The sequence below is a fragment of the Burkholderia sp. HI2761 genome, assembly GCF_002223355.1.
In the GTDB taxonomy this organism is placed as follows: Bacteria; Pseudomonadota; Gammaproteobacteria; order Burkholderiales; family Burkholderiaceae; genus Burkholderia.
The window spans coordinates 780763-796619 of sequence record NZ_NKFN01000001.1; the positions used below are offsets into that span (position 1 = coordinate 780763).

Consider the following 15857-nt stretch of genomic DNA (forward strand, 5'->3'; position numbering starts at 1 on the left):
GCCCGCGCCCGCGCGCGGGCCAGATTGCCCTTAAATGACCGAATTCAACGACACCCAACAGCAGCTCTCGAGGTTCCGCCTGCGCGTCGCGGCGGCGGGCGTGTTCGTGTTCGTCTGCTTCGGGCTGCTCGCGAGCCGCTTCTTCTATCTGCAGCTGATGCAGCACGGCAAATACGCGCTGCAGGCCGAGGAAAACCGCATCTCGGTCGCGCCGATCGTGCCGAACCGCGGGATCATCACCGATCGCAACGGCGTGATCCTCGCGAAGAACTACTCGGCGTACACGCTCGAGATCACGCCGTCGAAGCTCGACGACACGCTCGACAACACGATCGACAAGCTGTCCGAGATCATCCCGATCGACGCACGCGACCGCCGCCGCTTCAAGAAGCTGCAGGAAGACTCGAAGAACTTCGAGAGCCTGCCGATCCGCACGCGGCTCACCGACGCCGAAGTCGCGCGCTTCACCGCGCAGCGTTTCCGGTTCCCCGGCGTCGACGTGCGCGCGCGGCTGTTCCGCCAGTACCCGCTCGGCATGACGGCCGCGCACGTGATCGGCTACATCGGCCGGATCTCGAAGCGCGACCAGGATCGCATCGACGCGATGAGCGACGACAACGACAGCGACCAGGAGCACTACGATCCGCGCCGCGACGCGAACAACTACAAGGGCACCGACTACATCGGCAAGATCGGCGTCGAGCAGAGCTACGAAGCCGAGCTGCACGGGCTGACCGGCTTCGAGGAAGTCGAGGTGACGGCCGGCGGCCGGCCGGTACGCACGCTGTCGCGCACGCAGGCAACGCCCGGCAACAACCTCGTGCTGTCGCTCGACATCGGGCTGCAGCAGGTGGCCGAGCAGGCGTTCGCCGGCAAGCGCGGCGCGCTCGTCGCGATCGAGCCGAAGACGGGCGACGTGCTCGCGTTCGTGTCGTCGCCGAGCTTCGACCCGAATTCGTTCGTCGACGGCATCGACCAGCAGACCTGGGACGAGCTGAACAACTCGCCCGACAAGCCGCTGCTGAACCGCCCGTTGCACGGCACCTACCCGCCCGGCTCGACGTACAAGCCGTTCATGGCGCTCGCCGGCCTGACGCTCGGCAAGCGCACGCCGGGCTGGGGCTTCCAGGATCCCGGCTACTTCACGTTCGGCGGCCACACGTTCCGCAACGACGTGCGCTCGGGCCAGGGCTGGGTCGACATGAACAAGGCGATCATGGTGTCGAACGACACCTACTTCTACATGCTCGCGCGCGATCTCGGCGTGAACGCGATCGCGAACTTCATGAAGCCGTTCGGCTTCGGCCAGATCACCGGCATCGACATCCAGGGCGAGGCGCGCGGGATCCTGCCGTCGACCGACTGGAAGAAGAAGGCGTTCAAGAAGGCCGCGCAGCAGAAGTGGTTCGACGGCGAGACGATCAGTCTCGGGATCGGCCAGGGCTACAACTCGTTCACGATCCTGCAGCTCGCGCACGCGACCGCGACGCTCGCGAACAACGGCGTCGTGATGAAGCCTCACCTCGTGAAGGAAGTCGAGGATCCGATCTCGCGCGCGCGCCACCTGACCGTGCCGAAGGAAAGCGAGGTGATCCCGCTGAAGGCGGCCGACATCGACGTCGTGAAGCGCGGGATGGAGAACGTGATCGAGAACCCGTCCGGCACCGCGTACAAGGTGTTCCGCGGCGCACCGTACCTCGCCGCCGGCAAGACCGGCACCGCGCAGGTGTTCTCGCTGCAGGGCTCGAACTACAAGGGCCACCTGCTCGCCGAGCACCTGCGCGACCACGCGCTGTTCATCGCGTACGCGCCGGTCGACCACCCGCAGATCGCCGTCGCGCTGGTCGTCGAAAACGGCGGCTGGGGCGCTCAGGCCGCCGGCCCGATCGCGCGTCGCGTGCTCGACTACTATCTGGTCGAGCGCCAGAACCCGAAAAACCAGGCCGCGGCCGTGGCCGCCGCGGCGTCGGCCACCGAGCCGGCGAGCGCGCCCGTGGTGGGCGACACCTCGAAGCCCGCCGCCGTCGCGGCCGGCTTCACCGCGCTGCCGCAGCCGGTCGTGCCGTCGGCGGCCAGCGCGGCCGAGGCGGCATCGACTGCGTCGGCTGCGGCCGGCGCCAGCGCCACGGCGCCAGCCGACGCGAGCGCCGCGGCGCCGATGGCCGCGAGCCTGCCGCCGATGCGGCGCCCGCACCGGCCGCGCCGGACCGCCAGCGACGCGCAGCCGCTCGTCGCCACGCCGCGGGACGACAACCACCGTGCGACGGCCCCCGCGAAAGCGGCGGACGCCGGCACCGCTCATTAACGGAGAAAGGCATGCAATTCGACAAGCGCGCCTGGCTCGACAAGATCAAGCAGATGTTCGCGGGCTTCGACCGTCCGCTCGCCCTCATCGTGTTCCTGCTGCTGTGCGTCGGCATCGTCACGCTGTACAGCGCGGCGATCGACATGCCGGGCCGTGTCGAGGATCAACTGCGCAACATCCTGCTGACGTTCGTGCTGATGTGGGTGATCGCCAACATCCCGCCGACCACGCTGATGCGCTTCGCGGTCCCGCTCTACACGTTCGGGGTCGCGTTGCTGGTCGCGGTCGCGCTGTTCGGAATGACCAAGAAGGGGGCGAAGCGCTGGCTGAACGTCGGCGTCGTGATCCAGCCGTCCGAGATCCTCAAGATCGCGACGCCGCTGATGCTCGCGTGGTACTACCAGCGCCGCGAAGGCGGCCTGCGCTGGTACGACTTCGTCGCCGCGTTCGGGATCCTGCTGGTGCCGGTCGGGCTGATCGCGAAGCAGCCCGACCTCGGCACGGGCCTGCTCGTGTTCGCGGCCGGCTTCTTCGTGATCTATCTCGCCGGGCTGTCGTTCAAGCTGATCGTGCCGGTGCTCGTCGCGGGCGTGATCGCGGTCGGCTCGATCGCCGTGTTCGAAGAGCGCATCTGCCAGCCCGAAGTGCAGTGGCCGCTGATGCACGATTACCAGAAGCACCGCGTGTGCACGCTGCTCGACCCGACGTCCGACCCGCTCGGCAAGGGCTTCCACACGATCCAGGCCGTGATCGCGATCGGCTCGGGCGGCGTGCTCGGCAAGGGCTATCTGAAAGGCACGCAGGCGCACCTCGAATTCATTCCGGAGAAACACACCGACTTCATCTTCGCGGTGTTCTCGGAGGAATGGGGGCTCGCCGGCGGCCTCGTGCTGCTGACGCTGTACATGGCGCTGATCGCGCGCGGGCTCTACATCGCCGCGCAGGGCGCGACGCTGTTCGGCCGGCTGCTCGCGGGCTCGCTCACGCTCGCGTTCTTCGTCTACGCGTTCGTCAACATCGGGATGGTGAGCGGCGTGCTGCCGGTCGTCGGCGTGCCGCTGCCGTTCATGAGTTACGGCGGCACCGCGCTCACGACGCTCGGCATCGCGATCGGGATGATCATGAGCGTCGGGCGGCAGCGGCGGCTGATGAAGAGCTGAGCGCGCGGCCCGCACCACGGCACACGAAAACGGCGCCCGGCGCCGTTTTTCATTGGGGAAGCCGAATACGGCCGCTTACTGCGTCGGCGCGTGCGGCTTGCCTTGCTCCGCGCCGGCGCCCGATGCCGGCATCGGCGCCTTCAGCCGCGCGCTCAACTCCTTGAATTTCAGCCCGGCCGTCTCGTCGCCCTGCGCGGCCGCCGCCGCGTAATACGCGCGCGCGATGTTCAGGTTCTGCGCGACGCCGTCGCCGCCGCGTTCGTAGAACGAGGCGGTCACGTACTGCGCGATGGGCTCGCCCGCGTCGGCAGCCTGCTTGTACCACGCGAACGCCTGCCGGTTGTCGCGCGGCGTGCCGCGCCCGTCGAGGAACTGGTTCGCGAGCGACAGCTCGGCCTGCACGTGCCCTTGCTTCGCGGCCCGCAGGAACCAGCGATGCGCTTCGGCCGGGTTGCGCGCGACGAACTCGCCGTCGTCGAACATCCGGCCGTAGACGTACTGCGCATGCGACATGTTCGCGTCCGCCGCGCGCTTCAGCCAGCGCAACCCTTCATCGACGTTCGCCGTCACGCCTTCACCCGTCAGCAGCATCATCGCGTAGTTGAACTGCGCGAGGCGATCGCCGCGCTCGGCCGCATCGTGGAATTGCACCAGCGCCGCGCGATAGTCGCCGGCGTTGTAGTCGGCGACCGCCGATTGCGTCTCGTGCGACGGATCGGGCTTCGCTTGCGGCGCACCCTGCGCGGCCGCCGACGCACACACGGCCCACAGGCCGACCATCGCCCCGATCCGCGCGCGCCTGCGGCACGCACCGTCTGCGCCGTTCATGACCGTACCTCCTGCAACGCCTGCCGCGTCGCGCGCAACAGCCAGCTCACGTCGGCCGACACCGTGATCATCCGGTAGCCGGCCTCGCGATACTGGCGCGCGGCCGCCGTGTCGCCGGCGAAGATGCCGACCGCGACGCCGGCCTGCTTGCCGGCCGCGAGCACGCGCGCCATCGCGATTTCGACGTCCGGGTGGCGGATATCGCCAAGATGTCCGAGGCTCGCCGCGAGATCGGCCGGGCCGACGAACAGGCAATCGACGCCAGGCGTCGCCGCGATCCGCTCGACTTCGTCGACGCCGCGCGCCGATTCGACCTGCACGATCACCGCGACTTGCGCATTCGCCGTCTGCAGGTAGTCGCGGCGCATGCCGAACGCCGCCGCGCGCACCATGCCGGCCACCCCGCGCAGCCCGTCGGGCGATTCGGGCGACGGGAAGCGCGTGAGCCGCACTGCGTGCGCGGCGTCGTCGGGCGTCTCGATACACGGGAACATCAGCGTGCGCGCGCCGGCGTCGAGCGCGCGCTTCACGAGCCACGGCTCCCGCGCCGGCACGCGCACGACCGGCTCGCTCGGCAGGTGCGCCGCGGCGATCGCGCGCAGTTGCGACGCCACGTCGCGACTGTCGTTCGGCGCATGCTCCATGTCGATGCAGAGCCAGTCGTAACCGGCATGCGCGAGCGCTTCCGCGGCCGAGTCGCTGCCGAGCGACAGCCACAGGCCGTACAGCGGCTCGTCACCGTCGCGCAGGCGTTGTTTGAGGGAATTGGTGAGCGTGCTCATCGATACGGCCTCCGGAGCGGAACGGCAATCGAACGGGACAAGCAACAGGCGAAGCGAAACGCACGCCGCCGGGCAATCGAAGCATGGCGGCGGCGGCAGACCGCGCGCCGGAGAACGTGAGTCGGACCGAGCCAGCCGATCTGACAGCGCGAGCCGCGCAATGGCTCACACGAGCGTTTTTCGGTGCCGCACGACGATCATAGCGCGGCGGGGTGCTCAATGCGGGAACGGACGGGGGAGCCGTACCGGCACGGCGCGGAAGGCGAGGCGGCTGCAGTGACGGGCAGCCCGCGCCGGACGGCGGGGCTGCCTCGCGGGAAGGCGGGATCAGCGGCCGGGCTGGCGCTCGACGTCGGCCCAGCAGTTCGGCGTCTCGTACAGGCGCACGCGCTCGAGACGCAGGTTCACGCCGTAGTGCGCGTCGTACACGTTCGCGAGGAGGTCGAACGCGATCGCCGCGAGGTTCTCCACCGTCGGGATCCGGTCGAGCACGACCGTCTTGTGGTCGGCCATCTGCTCGAGGAACGAGCGCACGACCTCGTCGCGCGCATAGACCAGGAACGCGTGGTCCCACTTGCTGACGAGATGCTCGACCGCGAGCGCCTTCACGTCGGCGAAATCCATCACCATGCCGCGGTCGGGCGCCCCCTCGGTATCGACGAGATCGCCGCGCAGCGTGATTTCGAGCACGTAGCGATGGCCGTGCAGATTCCTGCACTGGCTGCGGTGATCGGGAATGCGGTGGCCCGCGTCGAATTCGAGTTTTCGGGTAATCAGCACGATGTCAAAAGCCGGGGCTCAGGGAATGTTCAGATATTTATGGGTCTGCATCGACAGCCGCCACTGCGGATGACGCTTGCACCAGTCGATCGCGAGCTTCGTATTGAGGTCACGCGACGGGCCGTCCATCGGCTGCACGAGAAAATACTCGAAATCGAGCTGCGCGTAGTCGGCCAGCCGCTGATTGTCCTGCGGAACGACGACCTTCAGTTCGTTGCCCTTCGTGACGACGAGCGGCGCATCGGCCTTCGGGCTCACGCAGATCCAGTCGATCGATTCGAGCACCGGCAGCGAACCGTTGGTCTCGATCGCGATCTCGAAGCCTGCCGCATGCAGCGCGTCGACGAGCGGCTGGTCGAGCTGCAGCATCGGCTCGCCGCCCGTGCAGACGACGAAGCGGTGCGCTTCGCCCTGCGGCCACAAGCCGGCGATCGTCGCGACCAGCGCCGCGGCGTCCTTGAACTTGCCGCCGTTCTCGCCGTCGGTGCCGACGAAGTCCGTATCGCAGAAGCGGCACACGGCCTCCGCACGATCCTCTTCGCGGCCCGACCACAGGTTGCAGCCGGCGAACCGGCAGAACACGGCCGGCCGGCCCGCATTCGCGCCCTCGCCCTGCAACGTGTAGAAAATTTCCTTGACCGCGTAAGTCATCGTGCTTCGTCCGGCTTGCGCCGCTCGTTGTCGATCAGAATCCGTTGTCCATCAAGCGCTGCCCGCGCAGCCGCGTCACAGCGGCGCTTCGGTCACCCGCTCGCCCTTCAGGTAGGCCTCGTAGCCGCGCTTGCGCAGCTTGCAGGCCGGGCATTCGCCGCAGCCGAAGCCCCAGTCGTGCAGTTCCGCGCGCTCGCCCACGTAGCACGTGTGCGTCTCGACCCGGATCAGTTCGACGAGCGCCTCGCCGCCAAGCTGTTCGGCGAGCTGCCAGGTCTGCGCCTTGTCGAGCCACATCAGCGGCGTCTCGAGCACCATGCGCGTGTCCATCCCGAGATTCAGCGCGACCTGCAGCGCCTTCATCGTGTCGTCGCGGCAGTCCGGATAGCCCGAAAAATCGGTCTCGCACATCCCGCCGACCAGCACGCGCAGCCCGCGGCGATAGGCGATCGCCGCGGCGATCGTCATGAACATCAGGTTGCGGCCCGGCACGAACGTGTTCGGCAGGCCGTTTGCCGTCGTCTCGATCTCGATCGTGCGCGTCATCGCGGTATCGCTGATCGCGCCGAGCACCGACAGGTCGATCATGTGATCGTCGCCGAGCCGGTCCGACCACGCGGGAAACTTGCGCTTCAGCGCTTCGCGCACGCCATCGCGACACTCGAGTTCGACGCGATGGCGCTGGCCGTAATCGAAGCCGAGCGTCTCGACCGTCTGATAGCGTTCGAGGGCCCAGGCCACGCACGTGGCGGAGTCCTGCCCGCCGGAAAACAACACGAGCGCGCCGTCTTTAGCGTCTGTCCGAATCACCGTGATACTCCGTGAATGTGTAGGCTCGCGTCGCACTGCGCCCCGAGGCCGGCTGCCGCCGGGCGGCCGACGCGGCCGGCCCGCGCCGGCTCGACCAGTATAGGCAGCGCGGTCGGCCGCGAATGCGGCGGCGCGCTTATACCGCCCATCGCGCGGCATCGTGGCCGCGCGCCACGGCAGGTGCGCCGTGGGCAGCCTGCCATGCGCATGAAGCGATGCGCTAAGTCATTGAGCGGGCACGGATTTTATCATGCCCCGGCGAATGCTGCCGGGCCCGCCGCCCACGACGCGCAATACCCACCACAAACGAAAAACCCCAAGAACCTTCCGATTCTTGGGGTTTTAAATGCTGGTGGCCTGGGACGGAATCGAACCATCGACACGCGGATTTTCAATCCGCTGCTCTACCAACTGAGCTACCGGGCCAACGAAGAATGAAAGTATATCGAGCTATCGGGCCCCGAGCAAGTGCTTTCGCAAAATATTTTACAGCGCGCCTTCGGGCGGCTTCTTGCCGAGCTCGACGCCGAGCTGCTTGAGCTTGCGATACAGGTGCGTGCGCTCGAGGCCCGTCTTCTCCGCGACGCGCGTCATGCTGCCGTTCTCGCGCGCGAGGTGATATTCGAAGTACGCACGCTCGAACGCATCGCGCGCTTCGCGCAACGGGATGTCGAACGGGATCGCGGCCGTCTGGCCCGCGAGGCCGAGCGCCGACGCCATGTCGTCGCCGAGCGTCGGCAGCGCCGCCGCCGACGCGACCGCCGCCGGCCCCGCGGCTTGCCCGCCACCCGCCTTCGCCGCCGCGTTGGCGGACACCGGCGCCGCGCCGCGTGCGAGACCGTGCTCGACGGACTTCAGCAACTTCTGCAGCGCGATCGGTTTCTCGAGGAAATCGAGCGCGCCGATCTTGGTCGCCTCAACTGCCGTATCGATCGTCGCGTGCCCCGACATCATGATCACGGGCATCGTCAGCAGCCCCTGCGCCGCCCATTCCTTGAGCAACGTGACGCCGTCGGTATCAGGCATCCAGATATCGAGCAGCACGAGATCGGGCGCCTGATTCAGCCGGTATTCCCGCGCGGCCTGCGCGTTCTCCGCCGCCTCGACGACATGTCCTTCATCGCTGAGGATCTCCGAGAGCAATTCCCGGATGCCCATTTCATCATCTACCACCAGGATGGTTGCCATTTACGCTGCCCTTGTCTGCTCACTTGCTTTTGTCTTGGCGGGAGTCGCCCCGTCCTGCGCACCGGGTTCGGCGCCTGGCGTATCGCTCGCCATCTGCAGGAAGAGGATCGACACCTGCGCACCCTCGACGGTCTCGCCGTGCATGCGATTGCGCAGATCGATCCGCGCGCCGTGCTCGTCAACGATTTTCTTGACCGTGGCCAGCCCGAGCCCCGTGCCCTTCGCCTTCGTCGTCACGTAAGGCTCGAACGCGCGCGTCAGGATGCGTGCCGGAAAACCGGGCCCGTTGTCGGACACGGTCAGACGTACCGCGACGTGCGTTTTGCCTTCGGCGTCGGGATCGCCATATTCTACTGTCTTGGTTTCGATCAACACACGCGGATGCGCGGACTCCGCAACCGAATCCTGCGCATTCTGCAGCAGGTTGTGGATCACCTGGCGCAATTGCGTCGCGTCGCCGCGAATCACCGGCAGCGACGGCGCGAGCTCGGCGACGATCGGGCTCTTGCCTTCGCCGACGCCGTACAGCCCGAGCACCTCGCTCGCCAGTTCGTTCAACTGCAGGTTCGCGAGCACCGCCGGCGGCGTGCGCGCGTATTCGCGGAAATCGTCGACCATCCGCTTCATCGCGGCCACCTGGTTCACGATCATCGTCGCGCCGCGCTTGAGCACGTCCGCGTCGGACGGTGCGAGCTTGTCGGACAGCTTCATCTGCAGCCGCTCGGCCGACAGCTGGATCGGCGTCAGCGGATTCTTGATCTCGTGCGCGAGCCGCCGCGCGACCTCGCCCCACGCGACCGAACGCTGCGCGGAAATCACGTCGGAGATGTCGTCGAACACGACGACGTAGCCGGACGTCTGCGGATCGTCGGCCTGCCCCTCGACCGTCGACACGAGACGCGTGCCGCGCACGAGCAGCGTCAGCGGCTCGGTTTCGCCCGGCACCTCGATCGCGAACTGCTGCTGCCAGTGGCCGCGATCGCCGCTGCCGCCGTCGGACGCCGCCTCGCGATCGGCGAACGCCTTGCGCACCATCGCGCCGAACCCGGCGGCCACGCCGATCCGGTCGAGCGTCGCACCGATCAGCGCGTTGAACGGCTGCCGGAAGATCCGCTCGGCGCCGCGGTTAGCCGTCGTCAGCCGGAACTGGCGGTCGAGCACGAACACGCCGGCCGTCAGGTTCGCGAGGATGCTCTCGAGATACGTCTTCGAATGCTCGAGCGCGATGCGGTTCTTCTCGACCGCGAGCCGCGCCTCGGACAACTGGCGCGTCATCGCATTGAACGACTGCGTGAGGAAGCCGAGCTCGTCGCGCGTCTTGATCTCGCGCTTGGGCGTGTAATCGCCTTCCGTGATCTCCTTCGTGCCCTGCGCGAGCAGGAACAGCGGCCGTGCGAGCTGCTGGCCGAGTGCGAGCGCGAGCATCATCGCGATGAAGGTCGCGAGGAACAGCGCGAGCGTCAGCGTGCCGATGTACATCTTGCGCAGCCCCGTGCGGCCGAGCGACTTTTCCTGGTACTCGCGGTACGCGCGCTGCACGGCGTCCGCGTTGTGCGCGAGCGTGGGCGGCACCGGCTGCGTGAGCTGCAGGAATCGCTCCGCCGGCTGCAGCAGCGACGTCGTCGCATCGGGAATCGGCCGCACGACGCGCAGCCGCAGCGCGCCCTTCGCGCCGTGCGCGCGCGGGTCGCCGTCGACTTCGCCCTCGATCGCCGCATACGCGCCGTGTTCGCGCGCCTGGCTCAGCATCAGCGGCGTCGGCAGGTCGTCCGGAATCAGCGCCGCGAAATTGCCCGACGCCTGCGCGACGATGTGCAGGTCGGGCGCCGCGCCCGAGCCGCCGCGGCTCGGCTCGACGATCGTCGCGTCCTGCACGCCGAACTGGTCGCGCAGCCGCAGCAGCGTGAGCGTCGTGCCGTTCGTGTTCGCATCGACGCTCGCGAGCTGGTCGGACATCATCCGCGCCTTCGTCTGCAGATCGGACAGCGACGCGTCGAGCATCCCGCGGCCGAGGTTCAGCCCGGCCGTCAGCGCCGTCTCGACGTTCACGTCGAACCACGACTCGATACTGCGCGACACGAACTGGTACGACACGACGTAGATGATCCCGCCCGGCACCACGCCGACGAGCGCGAAGAACACCGCGAGCTTCGCGAGCAGCCGCGTGCCGAACTTGCCCTTCCTCAGGCGCACGACGATCATCCCGATCAGCCCGAGCACCACGAGCAGGAACACGAGCGCGACGACGATGTTCGTCGCGTACAGCCACGAGTAGTAGCGGTCGAAGAATTCGGTGTTCGCGCTCGCGGCCGCGAGCAGCACGAGCAGCAGCAGTGCGGTCAGCGCGACGGTCGAGACGATCACGCGGATGAGGAGGCTCTTCCCGCTGGCGGCGCGGCGTACTTTATTTAGCACGTTCGGTCACCGTGAAGGTAAAGCGCTTCCAGTCCGACCCGAGCGTCCAGTCGCGATTGTTCACCGCATCGACCTGGAACGGCTTCGGCATCAGCGCCGTATCGAGCTGCATCCGCACCGACGCCGTGTAGGTTTCGCCCGCGCGCACCTGGTTGCGGTCGATCACGTGCCACGACGTGATGTGACGGACCACCGCGAGCGCATCCTTCAGCGACGGGAAGCCGAGCTGCAGGCCGCCCGTCGACACGCGGTACTCGCGCGTGAGCGGCTGGAACGACAGGCGGATGGTCTGCGTGACCGCCACCGGCTGCTCGTCGAACCAGTACCAGCGCGCGCGGCTCAGTTCGAAGTCGGTCGTGAAGTAAAGCGGGATGCCCTTGTTGACGGCATCCTCGAGGTTCGGATTCAGCTCGAAGTCGAAACGCGCGTCCAGGCTCCAGCCGCTTCCGTCGGACTGGAGCGACGCGCGCTGCACGGCGATCGATTCGGCATGCGCCGGCCGGACGATGACCAGGCACAGCGTCAACGCGACGAGCAAGACGGCCGCGAGCCGAAATGGAAAAAGGTGTTTGATCGTCACCGTTTCTGAAACCGCGCGTAGAAAAATCCGTCGTGATCGGTGTTCTGGTCGAGTGCGCCGGCGGCCGCCCGTCCCTGCACGCCGCCCGGCAGCAGCTGGCCAGGGGCGTCCAATCGTACCGCATCTTCGCAGGCCGCTTCAAACCAGCGGGCCTGCAATTCGCCTTCCTCGGGGAAGATCGAACAGGTCACGTAAAGCAGTTCGCCGCCCGGCTTCACGAGCGGCCACAACGCCGACAGGATGCGACGCTGCTCCGCGACGAGCGCCGGGATGTCGGCCTCGCGGCGCAGCCAGCGGATGTCGGGGTGCCGCCGCACGATGCCGGACGCCGAGCACGGCACGTCGGCCAGGATGCGATCGAACGGGCGCCCGTCGTACCACGCATCCGGCGCGCCGGCGTCGCCGACGCACACGTTCGCCGCGAGCGACAGGCGCACGAGATTCTCGCCGATGCGCGCCGCGCGCGTCGCGTCGCTTTCGAGCGCCACGACGTCCGCATCGGCGAGTTCGAGAATATGGCCGGTCTTGCCGCCGGGCGCCGCGCACGCGTCGAGCACGCGCATGCCGTCGCGCGCGCCGAGCCATTCGGCCGCGAGCTGCGCGCCGGCGTCCTGCACCGACACCACGCCGTCGGCGAACCCCGGAATGCGATCCACCGGCAGCGCCGAGGCGAGCCGCACCGCATGCCGGCCGATCGCGGTCGCGTCGATCCCGCTTGCACGCAACGTGTCGAGATACGCATCGACGCTCGCGCGACGCGCATTCACGCGCAGCGTCAGCGGCCCCTGACGCTCGCCGGCCGCGAGGATCGCCTGCCACGCGTCGGGCCATGCGCGCTTCACCGCATCGACCCACCACGCGCGGTAGTTCCAGTGCGCGACCGGGTCGTCCTGCATCGCCGCGACGAGTGCGTCGCGCTCGCGCAGGAAACGGCGCAGCACCGCGTTGACCATCCCCTTCGCGAACGCGAATTCGCGCCGCGCGCCGATGACGGTGACGGCCTGGTCGACCACCGTGAACGCCGGGTACGCGGCGGCGTCAGGCGGGTCGAGCAGCAGCGCGAACGCGCAGGCGAGCACCGCGTGCACGTGCGCGGGCGGCGCCTTGCTGACGAACTTGCCGATCAGCCAGTCCGCGCTGCCGAGGCGGCGCATCGTCCGGTAGGCGACGTCCTGCGTCGCGCCGCGCGCGAGCGCCTGTGCACCGGGCGGCATCTGCGCGAATACCGCCGACAGTGCCGCCGGCAACGCGGTGCCGCGTCGCACCGCATCGACCGCCTGCGCGGCCGCGTCGAGCGCGAAGCCGGGCGAATCGGACGCCAGGTGCAGCGCAGTCAGGCGCGCCGGGCGGCCGGAAGAAGTCGGAGCGGAAGAACGGGGTCGTGTCATCGGTACGGAATCGGCAAACAGGCGCCGCAATCGGGTGCGGCAAGCAAATGCGGCAAACGGCGGCGGCAAACGGCGGGATCGCAGCCGCCACATGGCCCGGCGATCCCAAACCGCGCATTGTAGCGTGCGGCCATGCCGCCCCTTTGGCCCCTTTACGGCGCGCACAAACGAAACACCCCGCAGCGCGAAGCATGCGGGGTGGCGAAGCGGCCTGCGCGCGGCAACGGCCGCGCGGTACGCCAGGGTCAATCGAAGCGGCCGGTGCGCGCCATCTCCATCAGGCGCGCGATGCGCTCCTCGGTGGCCGGGTGCGTCGAGAACAGGTTCTGCAGGCCGCCGCCGTGCAGCGGATTCATGATCATCATCTGCGCGGTGGCCGGATGCGCCTCGGCCGCCTGGAACGGGATGCCCGCCGCATAACGATGGATCTTGTCGAGTGCGGTGGCCAGCGACTGCGGATCGCCGGAAATCTGCGCGCCGCCGCGGTCGGCCTCGAACTCGCGGGCCCGCGAAATCGCCATCTGGATCAGCGCGCCGGCGATCGGGGCGAGCAGCGCGACCGCGATACCCGCGATCGGGTTGGCCGGCCGGCCGTTCTCGTCGCGCCCGCCAAAAAACATCGCGAAGTTCGCGAGCGCCGAGATCGCGCCCGCCATCGTCGCGGTGATCGTCGAGATCAGAATGTCGCGGTGCTTCACGTGCGCGAGCTCGTGCGCCATCACGCCGCGCATCTCGCGCTCCGACAGCACGCGCAGGATGCCCGTCGTCGCGGCGACCGCCGCGTGCTCGGGGTTGCGGCCCGTCGCGAACGCGTTCGGCGCGTCCTCGTTGATCAGGTACACACGCGGCATCGGCAGATTCGCGCGCGTGGCCAGCTCGCGCACCATCCGGTAGAACTGCGGCGCCGTGTTCTCGTCGACTTCCTGCGCGTTGTACATGCGCAGCACCATCTTGTCGGAGAACCAGTACGAGAAGAAATTCATGCCGAGCGCGAACAGCAGCGCGATCGCCATGCCGCGCGAGCCGCCGATCATCCCGCCGATCACGATGAACAGGGCCGTGATCCCGGCCATCAGCATCGCCGTTTTGACCCAATTGAACATACCCACTCCTTATCCGTCAGGGGACCGCCGCGCATGACAGCGCACGGCGGAAATTGTAAGCGATTTGTTAGATAAGGTCTTGTCGGAAAAATTCAATCTCAGCGTTGCGAGCTTGCAAGACGAAGGCCGAGGCCGACGAAAGCGCTGCCGACCGTGCGGTCGAGCCACTTCTTGACGCCCGGCTTGCCGGCAAAGCGCTGCGTGACGCTGCCTGCCACCCACGCAACGAGGCTCGTCCAGACCGTGCTCATCGCGACGAACACCGCGCCGAGGGTCAGGAATGCCCAGGCCTTGTGCGGACTGTCGGCCGACACGAACTGCGGGAAGAACGACACGAAGAACAGCACGACCTTCGGATTCAGCACGTTGGTCCAGAAACCCTGCATGAACAGCTGGCGCAGCGGCTTGGCGGCCGCGGCCTGCGCGGCTTCGGCGCCCGACGGCGCGGCGGGCTGCTTCGCGATGATCATCCGCACGCCGAGATAGATCAGGTATGCGGCGCCGACCAGCTTGATCACCGTGAACGCGGTTGCCGACGCCGCCAGCAGCGCGGTCAGGCCGAATGCACATGCGAGCGCGTGGACGCAGCAGCCGGCCGAAATACCGAACGCCGACATCAGCCCCGCGCCGCGCCCCTGCGCGACGCTGCGGCCGATGATGTAGGCCGTATCGGGGCCGGGCGTGAGGTTCAGCAGGAAAACCGCGAACACGAAGAAACCGAAATGGACGATGCCGAACATGAAAACCTCGAAACCGGAGAGTGCAGGGAAATTCTACGCGTGCCGGCGGCCCCGCGCGACTCGGCCGTCCGGCCAGTTGCGCGGGGCCGGCGAACCGGGTCGAATGGCGCTCAGGCGTCAGTCAGCGTCGGGTAGCGCGAAACGCTGGCCCGCGGCGAGCGGCGAACCGGCGAGGAATTCGCGTGCGGGCAGCCGCTTGCCGCCCGGCTTCTGCAACTGCGTGACGCGCAGCGCGCCGCCGCCGCATGCGACCACCACGCCTTCCGGCGCGGCCTCGACGATCGTGCCGGGCGCCGCGTCGTCGCGCGCCGCCACGGGCTCGGCCGCCCACAGCTTGATGGCCGCACCGTCGAGCGTCGCGACGCCGCCCGGGAACGGATCGAACGCACGCACCTGGCGCGCGAGTACGTCGGCAGGCTTGCGCCAGTCGAGCGCCGCTTCGTGCTTGCCGATCTTTTCCGCGTAGCTCACGCCGTCGGCCGGCTGCGGCGTTGCCGGCAGCGTGCCGTCGCGCTCGAGCCGCACGAGCGCGTCGACGATCAGTCGCGCGCCGTCGGCGGCGAGCCGGTCGTGCAGCGTCGCGGTCGTATCGTCGGGCGCGATCGCGATGCGCGCCTCCTCGATCATCGCGCCGGTGTCGAGGCCGACATCCATCTGCATCAGCGTGACGCCCGTCTCGGCGTCGCCGGCTTCGATCGCGCGATGGATCGGCGCCGCGCCGCGCCAGCGCGGCAGCAGCGACGCGTGGATGTTGATGCAGCCGGCGCGCGGGATGTCGAGCACTTCCTGCGGCAGCAGCAGGCCGTACGCGGCCACCACCATCACGTCGTGCGGCGTCGTGCGCAGCAGCTCGATCGCGTCGGCCGCCTCCGCCGGATACTTGCCCGCGCGGCGCAGCGACGGCGGCTGCGCGACCGTCATCCCGTGCTCGATGGCGTAGCGCTTCACGGCGCTCGCCTGGAGTTTCATCCCGCGGCCGGCCGGGCGATCGGGCTGGGTGAGCACGAGCGGCACCGGGAAACCGGCCTCGTGGATCGCGGCAAGGGCAGCCGCGGCGAATTCCGGCGTGCCGGCAAAAATCACGCGCAACGTATGGGTCATGACAGCGTTCGGAGTCGGGCTGGGCG

The 15857-nt window shown here is 68.4% G+C and carries 14 protein-coding genes and 1 tRNA gene; 2 read left to right on the forward strand and 13 right to left on the reverse strand.

Annotation, left to right across the window (positions count from 1 at the left end; all coding sequences use genetic code 11):
* The first annotated feature begins 34 nt into the window (after window positions 1-34).
* Both mrdA and rodA read left to right on the forward strand, forming a co-directional pair.
* Window positions 35-2305, forward strand: a complete 2271-nt coding sequence (gene mrdA / locus CFB46_RS03780; protein ID WP_027785750.1) for a penicillin-binding protein 2 — start codon at window positions 35-37, stop codon at window positions 2303-2305.
* Window positions 2306-2316: 11 nt separating this feature from the next.
* On the forward strand, window positions 2317-3465 hold the full coding sequence (gene rodA / locus CFB46_RS03785) for a rod shape-determining protein RodA (protein WP_027785751.1): 1149 nt from the start codon (window positions 2317-2319) through the stop codon (window positions 3463-3465).
* A 75-nt stretch (window positions 3466-3540) separates the two neighbouring features.
* On the opposite strand, the gene CFB46_RS03790 is transcribed toward rodA, so the two are convergent.
* The 13 genes from CFB46_RS03790 to fmt all read right to left on the reverse strand — a co-directional run bounded on the left by CFB46_RS03790 (window position 3541) and on the right by fmt (window position 15831).
* Window positions 3541-4293 (reverse strand): tetratricopeptide repeat protein, encoded by a 753-nt coding sequence (locus CFB46_RS03790; protein WP_027785752.1) that lies wholly within the window; start codon window positions 4291-4293, stop codon window positions 3541-3543.
* On the reverse strand, window positions 4290-5075 hold the full coding sequence (locus tag CFB46_RS03795; protein WP_027785753.1) for an HpcH/HpaI aldolase family protein: 786 nt from the start codon (window positions 5073-5075) through the stop codon (window positions 4290-4292). Before CFB46_RS03795 ends, CFB46_RS03790 begins: the two co-directional genes overlap by 4 nt.
* 327 nt (window positions 5076-5402) lie before the next feature.
* Window positions 5403-5855 carry a 6-carboxytetrahydropterin synthase QueD gene (queD, locus tag CFB46_RS03800; RefSeq protein WP_027785754.1) on the reverse strand — a complete coding sequence of 151 codons (453 nt, stop codon included), beginning with the start codon at window positions 5853-5855 and terminating at the stop codon, window positions 5403-5405.
* 18 nt (window positions 5856-5873) lie between these two features.
* Window positions 5874-6506, reverse strand: a complete 633-nt coding sequence (gene queE / locus CFB46_RS03805; RefSeq protein WP_027785755.1) for a 7-carboxy-7-deazaguanine synthase — start codon at window positions 6504-6506, stop codon at window positions 5874-5876.
* Window positions 6507-6581: 75 nt separating this feature from the next.
* Entirely contained in the window at window positions 6582-7316 is a 735-nt protein-coding gene (gene queC / locus CFB46_RS03810; RefSeq protein ID WP_027785756.1) for a 7-cyano-7-deazaguanine synthase QueC, read from the reverse strand.
* A 350-nt stretch (window positions 7317-7666) separates the two neighbouring features.
* A tRNA-Phe gene (locus CFB46_RS03815) sits at window positions 7667-7742 on the reverse strand.
* 60 nt (window positions 7743-7802) lie between these two features.
* Complete coding sequence (gene esaR / locus CFB46_RS03820; protein ID WP_027785757.1) at window positions 7803-8504, reverse strand: response regulator transcription factor EsaR; 702 nt, start codon at window positions 8502-8504, stop codon at window positions 7803-7805.
* Window positions 8505-10919, reverse strand: coding sequence for a sensor histidine kinase EsaS (esaS, locus tag CFB46_RS03825; RefSeq protein WP_027785758.1), 2415 nt, complete (start codon window positions 10917-10919; stop codon window positions 8505-8507).
* Window positions 10909-11499 (reverse strand): DUF4390 domain-containing protein, encoded by a 591-nt coding sequence (locus tag CFB46_RS03830; RefSeq protein WP_027785759.1) that lies wholly within the window; start codon window positions 11497-11499, stop codon window positions 10909-10911. The genes esaS and CFB46_RS03830 overlap by 11 nt, the downstream gene beginning before the upstream one ends.
* Window positions 11496-12887, reverse strand: a complete 1392-nt coding sequence (gene rsmB, locus CFB46_RS03835; protein WP_089499333.1) for a 16S rRNA (cytosine(967)-C(5))-methyltransferase RsmB — start codon at window positions 12885-12887, stop codon at window positions 11496-11498. The genes CFB46_RS03830 and rsmB overlap by 4 nt, the downstream gene beginning before the upstream one ends.
* A 245-nt stretch (window positions 12888-13132) precedes the next feature.
* On the reverse strand, window positions 13133-13990 hold the full coding sequence (gene htpX / locus CFB46_RS03840; protein WP_027785761.1) for a zinc metalloprotease HtpX: 858 nt from the start codon (window positions 13988-13990) through the stop codon (window positions 13133-13135).
* Between the two features lie 98 nt (window positions 13991-14088).
* Entirely contained in the window at window positions 14089-14730 is a 642-nt protein-coding gene (locus tag CFB46_RS03845) for a LysE family translocator (protein WP_027785762.1), read from the reverse strand.
* A gap of 117 nt (window positions 14731-14847) precedes the next feature.
* Window positions 14848-15831 carry a methionyl-tRNA formyltransferase gene (gene fmt / locus CFB46_RS03850; protein WP_089499283.1) on the reverse strand — a complete coding sequence of 328 codons (984 nt, stop codon included), beginning with the start codon at window positions 15829-15831 and terminating at the stop codon, window positions 14848-14850.
* Window positions 15832-15857 lie beyond the last annotated feature (26 nt).

Excerpts from the sequence above, each read along its gene's own strand:
- mrdA (WP_027785750.1), top strand. The coding sequence starts at position 35 with ATGACCGAATTCAACGACACCCAACAGCAGCTCTCGAGGTTCCGCCTG.
- rodA (WP_027785751.1), top strand. The coding sequence starts at position 2,317 with ATGCAATTCGACAAGCGCGCCTGGCTCGACAAGATCAAGCAGATGTTC.
- CFB46_RS03790 (WP_027785752.1), bottom strand. The coding sequence starts at position 4,293 with ATGAACGGCGCAGACGGTGCGTGCCGCAGGCGCGCGCGGATCGGGGCG.
- CFB46_RS03795 (WP_027785753.1), bottom strand. The coding sequence starts at position 5,075 with ATGAGCACGCTCACCAATTCCCTCAAACAACGCCTGCGCGACGGTGAC.
- queE (WP_027785755.1), bottom strand. The coding sequence starts at position 6,506 with ATGACTTACGCGGTCAAGGAAATTTTCTACACGTTGCAGGGCGAGGGC.
- esaR (WP_027785757.1), bottom strand. The coding sequence starts at position 8,504 with ATGGCAACCATCCTGGTGGTAGATGATGAAATGGGCATCCGGGAATTG.
- rsmB (WP_089499333.1), bottom strand. The coding sequence starts at position 12,887 with ATGACACGACCCCGTTCTTCCGCTCCGACTTCTTCCGGCCGCCCGGCG.
- htpX (WP_027785761.1), bottom strand. The coding sequence starts at position 13,990 with ATGTTCAATTGGGTCAAAACGGCGATGCTGATGGCCGGGATCACGGCC.
- CFB46_RS03845 (WP_027785762.1), bottom strand. The coding sequence starts at position 14,730 with ATGTTCGGCATCGTCCATTTCGGTTTCTTCGTGTTCGCGGTTTTCCTG.
- fmt (WP_089499283.1), bottom strand. The coding sequence starts at position 15,831 with ATGACCCATACGTTGCGCGTGATTTTTGCCGGCACGCCGGAATTCGCC.